Annotated in this window: 6 protein-coding genes; 3 read left to right on the plus strand and 3 right to left on the minus strand. The window is 74.4% G+C overall.

The features are described from left to right. Nucleotides 1-30: 30 nt before the first annotated feature. The gene (locus ACTWQH_RS13155; protein ID WP_443286651.1) at nt 31-1,611 is read left to right on the plus strand and encodes a PucR family transcriptional regulator; all 1,581 of its coding nucleotides are present in this window, start codon (nt 31-33) and stop codon (nt 1,609-1,611) included. A 77-nt stretch (nt 1,612-1,688) separates the two neighbouring features. Here the strand turns inward: ACTWQH_RS13155 and ACTWQH_RS13160 are convergent, their stop codons facing one another. Then, a complete protein-coding gene (locus ACTWQH_RS13160) occupies nt 1,689-3,005 on the minus strand; it encodes a M14 family metallopeptidase (protein ID WP_443286652.1) in 1,317 nt (438 codons plus the stop codon). A gap of 258 nt (nt 3,006-3,263) precedes the next feature. On the opposite strand from ACTWQH_RS13160, the gene ACTWQH_RS13165 reads away from it, so the two are divergent. Together ACTWQH_RS13165 and ACTWQH_RS13170 are read left to right on the plus strand one after the other, a co-directional pair. Then, on the plus strand, nt 3,264-4,718 hold the full coding sequence (locus ACTWQH_RS13165) for an aldehyde dehydrogenase family protein (RefSeq protein ID WP_443286653.1): 1,455 nt from the start codon (nt 3,264-3,266) through the stop codon (nt 4,716-4,718). A 51-nt stretch (nt 4,719-4,769) separates the two neighbouring features. Further along, nucleotides 4,770-5,633, plus strand: coding sequence for a class I SAM-dependent methyltransferase (locus ACTWQH_RS13170; protein WP_443286654.1), 864 nt, complete (start codon nt 4,770-4,772; stop codon nt 5,631-5,633). Here ACTWQH_RS13170 and ACTWQH_RS13175 read toward each other — a convergent pair. Continuing rightward, the gene (locus tag ACTWQH_RS13175; protein ID WP_443286655.1) at nt 5,581-6,672 is read right to left on the minus strand and encodes a TRM11 family SAM-dependent methyltransferase; all 1,092 of its coding nucleotides are present in this window, start codon (nt 6,670-6,672) and stop codon (nt 5,581-5,583) included. The two genes, ACTWQH_RS13170 and ACTWQH_RS13175, sit on opposite strands and share 53 nt — an antisense overlap. A gap of 48 nt (nt 6,673-6,720) precedes the next feature. Continuing rightward, the coding region (locus ACTWQH_RS13180) for a carbohydrate-binding protein (protein ID WP_443286656.1) at nt 6,721-7,201 on the minus strand (481 nt) is incomplete at its 5' end.

A 7,201-nucleotide genomic window follows, 5' to 3' on the forward strand; every position in this document is an offset into this window, starting at 1 on the left:
GTCTCGCCGAAGTCCCGCCAAAGGTGGTCCATGCTCCCGACGCTCGCCTCGCTCGCGCAGCACTCGGCCCTCAAGCTGAGCGTTCTCACCGGCGAGGACAAGCTGGCGGTTCCGGTGAAATGGGCGCAGGTCAGCGAGCTCGCCGACCCGGCGCCGTACCTCGACGGCGGAGAGCTGCTGCTGACCACCGGCCTGAAGCTGCCGGTCCACGACCCGGCCGAGATGCGCGGCTACGTGACGCGGCTGGCCGCCGCCGGCGTCGTCGGCATCGGCTTCGCCGTCGGCGTCAACCACCCCGGGGTGCCGCCCGCGCTGCTCGACGCCGCCCGCGAGGCCGGCCTGCCGCTGCTGGAGGTGCCGGTCCGCACCCCGTTCATCGCCATCAGCAAGGCCGTCTCCGCCGCGCTCGCCGCCGAGCGGTACCGCGCGGTCACGGCGGGCTTCGCGGCGCAGCGGGAGCTGACCCGCGCGGCCCTCTCCCCGGGCGGGCGGCGCGCCCTGCTGGCGCGGCTGGCCGCCCAGGTCGACGGCTGGGCAGCGCTGTACGACCTGACCGGCGCCGTCACCGACGCCGCCCCGGCCTGGGCGGCGCGCCGCGCCGAGCGGCTGGCGCCCCAGGTGCGGCGGCTGCGCGACCGCCCCGCCCCGGCGAGCGCCGTCTGCGACGGCGGCGCGCCCGGCTCCGGCGGAGCCGAGGACCGGGTGGAGCTGCAGTCGCTGGGCACCGGCCAGCTCCCGCAGGCCGTGCTCGCCATCGGCACCGCCGCGCCGCTGGGCACCGCCGAGCGGTACGCCGTGGAGGCGGCCGTCGCGGTGCTGACCCTGATCACCGAGCGCTCGCACGCCTTCCAGGCGGCGGAGTCCCGGCTGGGCGCGGCCGTGCTGCGGATGCTGCTGGCGGGCGAGCCGGACCACGCGCGCGCCGTCGCCGGGCAGCTCTACGGCGGGCTGCTCGACGCGCCGCTGCGGCTGCTGGTGGCCGACGCGGGCGGGGACCCGGCCGCCCTGGAGGAGCTGGGCGAGGCGGTCCAGGCCGCCGCCGCCCGCGCCGGGGAGTCGGTGCTGGCGGCGGCCGACGGCGGGCACCTCGTGCTCCTCGCCGCCGACGGCGGCTCCGTGGCCGGCGCCTGCGCCGACCACGCCCGCACCCGGCCAGCCGCCGACGGCCCGCCCGGCCTGGCCCTCGGCATGTCGGCCCCGACCGGCCTGGCCGCGGCCCACGCCGCCTACCGGCAGGCCCGCGAGGCGCTCGCGGTGGCCCGCCGCCGCGGCCGCACCCTGGTCGAGCACGACGACGTGGCCGCCGGCTCGGTCCTGGCGCTGCTGGCCGACGACGCGGTGCGGGCGTTCGCCGACGGCACGCTGCGGGCGCTGCACGAGCACGACGCCCACGGCCGCGGCGACCTGGTGGCCTCGCTGCGGGCCTGGCTCTCCCGCCACGGCCAGTGGGACGCGGCCGCCGCGGACCTCGGCGTGCACCGGCACACGCTGCGCTACCGGATGCGGCGGGTGGAGGAGATCCTGGACCGCTCGCTGGACGACCCGGACGTGCGGATGGAGCTGTGGCTGGCCCTGAAGGCCACGGCGCGCGACGACGCGAGCGCCGCGTAGGCGGCGCGGGAATCCCCGCGCCGCCTACGGCCGCCCGCGCCCGTCCACGCCCGCGTACGCCGCCCGGGCCGCGCGCCTCACGCTGCGCAGTACTCGGCCTCCGCGCCGATGATGCGGTAGACGCAGTCGGCGTACTCCAGCATCAGGAGGACCGCCTCCCGGTTGCGGCTGGTCTCGCGGTCGATCACGTCCCCGGGCGGGTAGAAGCCGCCTTCCGCCTCGGAGGTCGGGTACATCTCGAAGGTGTACGAGAAGATCCCCTGGTCCCCCCACATCCAGTCGTCGATCGTCCCGTCCGTGAGGTACAGGTCGCTCGACTGCTGCGGGGTGTAGCCGTTGGTCTCGGCCATGGCGGTGCCCAGCGCGGCGAAGGTGTCCGCGTCGTCCTGGGTGAGGCCGGGCGCGGTGTCGTCGTAGGTGTAGCCGTAGGGCCACAGCACCAGTTCGCTGTAGGTGTGCCAGTCGATGTGCGTGGTGATCTGCTGCTCGCCGCCGACCACCCGGCCGCGCACGAAGTCGGCCACGGCCTGGGTCTCGGGCGCCGACTCGGCCGACGGGCCCCGGTAGGTCTCGCTGCTGGGCGAGTCCGAGGAGCCGCCGCAGCAGCCCCACTCGTACGCCCAGTTGCGGTTCAGGTCGGTGCCGATGGCGCTGGAGCCGGCGTTGGGCTCCCGGTTCTTGCGCCACATCTGGAACTCGCCGGAGGCGGTGTCGTAGGTCTTCCCGTCGGGGTTGACCGAGGGGATGATCCACACCTCGCGGGTGTCGAGGTACTCCGTCAGCTCCGCGTCGGCGCCGTACTGCGAGGTGAAGTCCGCCAGCAGGTACAGCGCCATCTCGACGGTGAGGTGCTCGCGGGCGTGCTGGCCGTGGGTGAACAGCACCTCGGGCTCGTCCTCGTCGTCGGCGACGTTGTCGCTGATCTTGACCGCGACGATGTCGGTCCCCTCGTAGGACTGGCCGATGACCTGGCTGCTGACCAGGTCCGGGTACTGCGCGACGGCCTCGTCGACGGCCGCCAGCACCTCCTCGTAGGTGGCGTAGTCCTCGGGGGCCGCGGCCTGCCGCGTCGAGGGGAGGGCGTCGAGTTCGTAGCCGAGGTCCCGCAGCCGCTCGGCCTCGGCCGCGTCGGCGGTGACGACCACCGAGCCGTGGCGCACCTCGTCGACGGCGACGCCGGTGCGGGCCAGCTCGGTGCGCTCGGCGCGCGTGGCCAGGCCGCCGACCTCGTACTGCCGGGCGGCGCCGTCGGCGGTGGCGCCGTCGGCGGTGGGGGAGGGGGACGAGGACGGGGGCGCGGCGATCGCCTGGGAGCCGAGGGCGAGGGCCAGCGTGAGGGAACAGGCGGCGGCCACGGTGGTGGCCCGCCTTCTGCCGCGTGGAATGAGAGGCATCACATCTCCGGGTGGGGGGACGGTACGCGGTGGTGCTACGCGCCAGTAAGTGTCGCGTTCGCGTCATGCTCGCGGAGATGGCATGAGCTGGTCAACGCCGCGTCGCCGACCCCGCCGTTTCCACCGGGAATTCCGCCGCAATGGCGCACCGGTCCGACACATTCAGCCGCTCCGCACAACTGGACGGACCCCGATCTGCGCCTACCGTGGGGACGAGGCATGACGCACCCACGCAGCGGCAGAGGAGAGGGATCCGCGATGACGACAGGGACTGACCCACAGGCGTTCTGGCTCGCCGGGCGCGCCACGGCCGGAGAGACGGTCCTTGAGGTCACCTCGCCCTGGGACGGCCGCCGGGTCGGCGCGGCCGGCGTGCCCAGCGACGCGCAGGTGGAGGAGGCGGTCGCCGCCGCCCACGCCGTGGCCAAGGAGTTCGCCGCCTCGCCGGCGTACGCCCGCGCCGCCGCCCTCGACCACGTCTGCCGGCGCCTCGGCGAGCGGACCGAGGAGATCGCCCGGCTGATCACGGCGGAGAACGGCAAGCCCATCAAGTGGGCCCGCGTCGAGGTCGCGCGGTGCATCTCCGTCTTCCGCTGGGCCGCCGAGGAGGCCCGCCGCTTCAACGGCGGCACGGCGCAGCGCCTGGACTCCGAGGCGGGCGGCGCCGGCCGCCTCGCGCTGACCCGGCGTTTCCCCTACGGACCGGTGCTCGGCATCGCGCCGTTCAACTTCCCCCTCAACCTCTGCGCCCACAAGGTGGCCCCCGCCCTGGCCGCCGGGGCGCCGATCATCCTCAAGCCCGCCCCGGCCACCCCGCTGTCGGCGCTGCTGCTCGGCGAGCTGCTCGCCGAGACCGAGCTGCCGCCCGGCTCCTTCAGCGTGCTGCCGGTGCCGAACGACGCCATGCCGCCGCTGGTCCAGGACCCCCGGCTGCCGATCATCTCCTTCACCGGCTCGGTCCCGGTCGGCTGGTCCATCCGCGACTCCGTGCCGCGCAAGCGCGTCACCCTGGAACTCGGCGGCAACGGCGCGGCCATCGTGCTCGGCGACTACGCCTCCGACGCCGACCTGGACTGGGCGGCGCAGCGCATCGCCACCTTCTCCAACTACCAGGGCGGCCAGTCCTGCATCTCGGTGCAGCGGGTCATCGCCGACGCCGCGGTCTACGACCGGCTGCTGCCCCGGCTGATCGAGGCGGTCGGCGCGCTGGTCACCGGCGACCCCGACGACGACGCCACCGACGTCGGCCCGCAGATCAGCGAGGACGCCGCCCGGCGCGTCGAGTCCTGGGTGAGCGAGGCGACGGCCGCCGGGGCGAAGATCCTCGCGGGCGGCGTCCGCGAGGGCGCCAGCTACCAGCCGACGCTGCTGGAGAACGTGCCGCGCGACGCGAAGATCGCCTGCGAGGAGGTCTTCGGGCCGGTCATGTCGGTGAGCCGCGTCGAGGGCGAGCAGGCCGCGTACGCCGCCGCCAACGACTCGAAGTTCGGCCTCCAGGCCGGCCTGTTCACCCACGACGTGCAGGCCGCCTTCCGCGCCCACCGGGCCCTGGAGGTCGGCGGCGTGGTCGTCGGCGACGTGCCGTCCTACCGCGCCGACCAGATGCCGTACGGCGGCGTGAAGGATTCCGGCGTGGGACGCGAGGGCGTGCGCTTCGCGATGGAGGACTACACCTACGAGCGGGTCATGGTGCTCGCCGGCCTGGAGCTGTAGCCACGAGAAGCGCTAGTGACCGTCATTGTCATACGAGCTACGCTGCGGCGCATGGGTGACACCACGTTCCGCCCCACGCTGGGCGCCGTCGAGGAGACGCTGCTGATCACGCTCTACGGCCGGGCCGTGGAGACCCGTGACCAGAACGGGCTGCTGGACGACCCGGCCGCCGTGGCGATGGTGGAGGCCATCGACTACGACTTCGCGAAGTTCGACGGAAAGCCCAGCCTGCCGCGCGCCTGCCTGCGCACCCTCACCTTCGACCACTGGGTGCGGGCCTTCCTCGCCGAGCACCCGGCGGGCACGGTCGTCGAGGTCGGCGCCGGCCTCAACACCCGCTTCGAGCGCGTCGACAACGGCCGCGTGCGCTGGATCGACCTCGACCTGCCCGGCGCCATCGCGCTGCGCCGCCGCTTCTTCCGCGAGGACGAGCCCCGCCGGGAGATGCTCGCCGCATCCGTCCTCGACACCTCGTGGATGGACCGGGCGGCCGGACTGCCCGGGCCGTGGTTCTTCTCGATCGAGGCGGTGCTGCCGTACCTCGCCGAGGACCGGGTGCGCTGGCTGTTCGCGGAGCTGACCCGGCGTTTTCCCGGCTCCCGGCTGGCCACCGACATCGCCACCACCGCCATGGTCGCCAACCAGGGCAAGCACGACGTGGTGAGCATGATGGCGGCCCGGTTCGACTGGGCCTGCGACGAGCCGCGCGACGTCGAGAGCTGGGCGCCCGGCGTGCGGCTGGCGGAGGAGTGCACCCTCGCCACGCTGCCGGAGGAACTGGTCGCGGGCTTCTCCCCGGCTCGGCGCGAGCGGGCGCGGACGGCGGCGGAGACGGTGCCCGAGAAGTTCGGCTCCTCCCGGCTCAGCCTCTTTCAGCTGCGGGGGCCGGAGGACGGGGCCGCCGCGCCACGATGAGGTCGCGCACGATCGCCTGGTCCACGCGGTGCCGGAAGCCGTGGTACGGCTCGGTCTCCCGCACCTCGAAGCCCTCGGCCGCCAGCAGCGCGGCCAGCTCCTCGCGCTCGGCGACGTGCACGTTCCAGGAGATCCCGATCGCGCCCCCGGGCCGCAGCAGCCGCGCCCACACCGGCAGCGCCTCCTCGAGCAGCGGCACGGGGCTGCGGCTGGGCCGGCCCCCAGCGCCCGCCCGGCGGCTGCCGTGCTGCACGCCGTAGGGCGCGTCGGTCACGATCAGGTCGAAGGTGGCGGGCCGGAAGAACTCGCCGCTCGCGGTGGTGTCGGCGTTGATCATCGTCACCTCGATGTGCTGGCCCTGCTTGTACTGCTCCTTCGACTCGCCCAGCGTGACGTGGAATCGCCGGCCCAGCGCGCGGCGGTCGCGCCGCACCGCGCCGGTGGTGGCCTGGTGCTTGACGCGGCTGTTCTTCAGCCAGTGGCGCAGGAAGTTCTCGTACGCCTCGAAGCTGCGGGAGTCGCGCTCCACCCCGGCGGCGTCCAGGCCGTACATCATCGCCTGGTTGAGGGTGGTGCCCCGGCCGCACAGCGGGTCGAGCACGCGCAGGCCGCCCGACAGCAGCCGCCGCGGGGCGTCGCAGGCGAGGGCGGTGACGTTCAGCAGCAGCTTGGTGAAGTCCTCGTTCGTCTTCCCCGGGTACTTCTGGATGGTGATGAGGTCGCTGGCGAACCGGTCGAGGCTCGGCGCCTCGACCGGCCGCAGCCGCGTCCCCTCGCCCTCGCCCTCCAACTCGAAGAGGGCGTAGACCGAGGAGAGGTTGGCGAGATAGCGGAGGTCGTCCCCGGACAGCTCCGGCGCCCGGAAGCTCAGGTAGGGCACGCCACCCAGGCTCACCTCCGCGACCTCCCGCACGCCGCCGCCCAGCACCGTCTCGCTCATCGCCAGCAGCTCGGCGCGGGCCAGCCGCGGCGCGGCCTGGGCGTAGACGCGGTTGTGGGAGGGCCGCAGCAGGAAGGCGTACGTGCGCATCGCGTTCATCGCGCCGGATCTTAGCCTTCGCGATCGCGAGCCACGGACGATGCCGGGTTACTCGAACTCGACGCGGTGCAGCCGCACCCCTCCGCGCAGCGTCACGTGCAGGTCGCGCACCCCGGTCGGGGCGCCGTCGAGCGCCTGCCGCACCGTGGTGTAGGCGTAGCGGTCGCCTGTGGTCGGGACGGGCAGCGTCACGCGGAAGCCGGTGCCCGGCACACGCAGCTCGACCTCGGCGGGCACCTGGGCGTCGACGGCGGAGGCGACGACGACGGCCGTGCCCGGCCCGTCGGCGCCGAAGTCGCAGGAGGGGAAGACCAGCCCGCCCGACTCGGCGCCGTCGCCCGCCGGCGTGACCGAGTCGCCCGAGGTCCTGCTGAAGTCGACCAGCTCGACGCCGTGGGACTCGTCGAAGTCGGCAGCCGCCAGCCCGGCACTCATCACCGGGCGGGGCGGGATGGGGTCGCCGTCCACCGTCACCGTCTCCGAGCAGCGGATGTCGCGGCTGGAGGCGCCGGCCTGCACCTCGTACGCG

The sequence above is a fragment of the Streptomyces sp. 6N223 genome (assembly GCF_052246635.1).
Classification (GTDB): domain Bacteria; phylum Actinomycetota; class Actinomycetes; order Streptomycetales; family Streptomycetaceae; genus Streptomyces.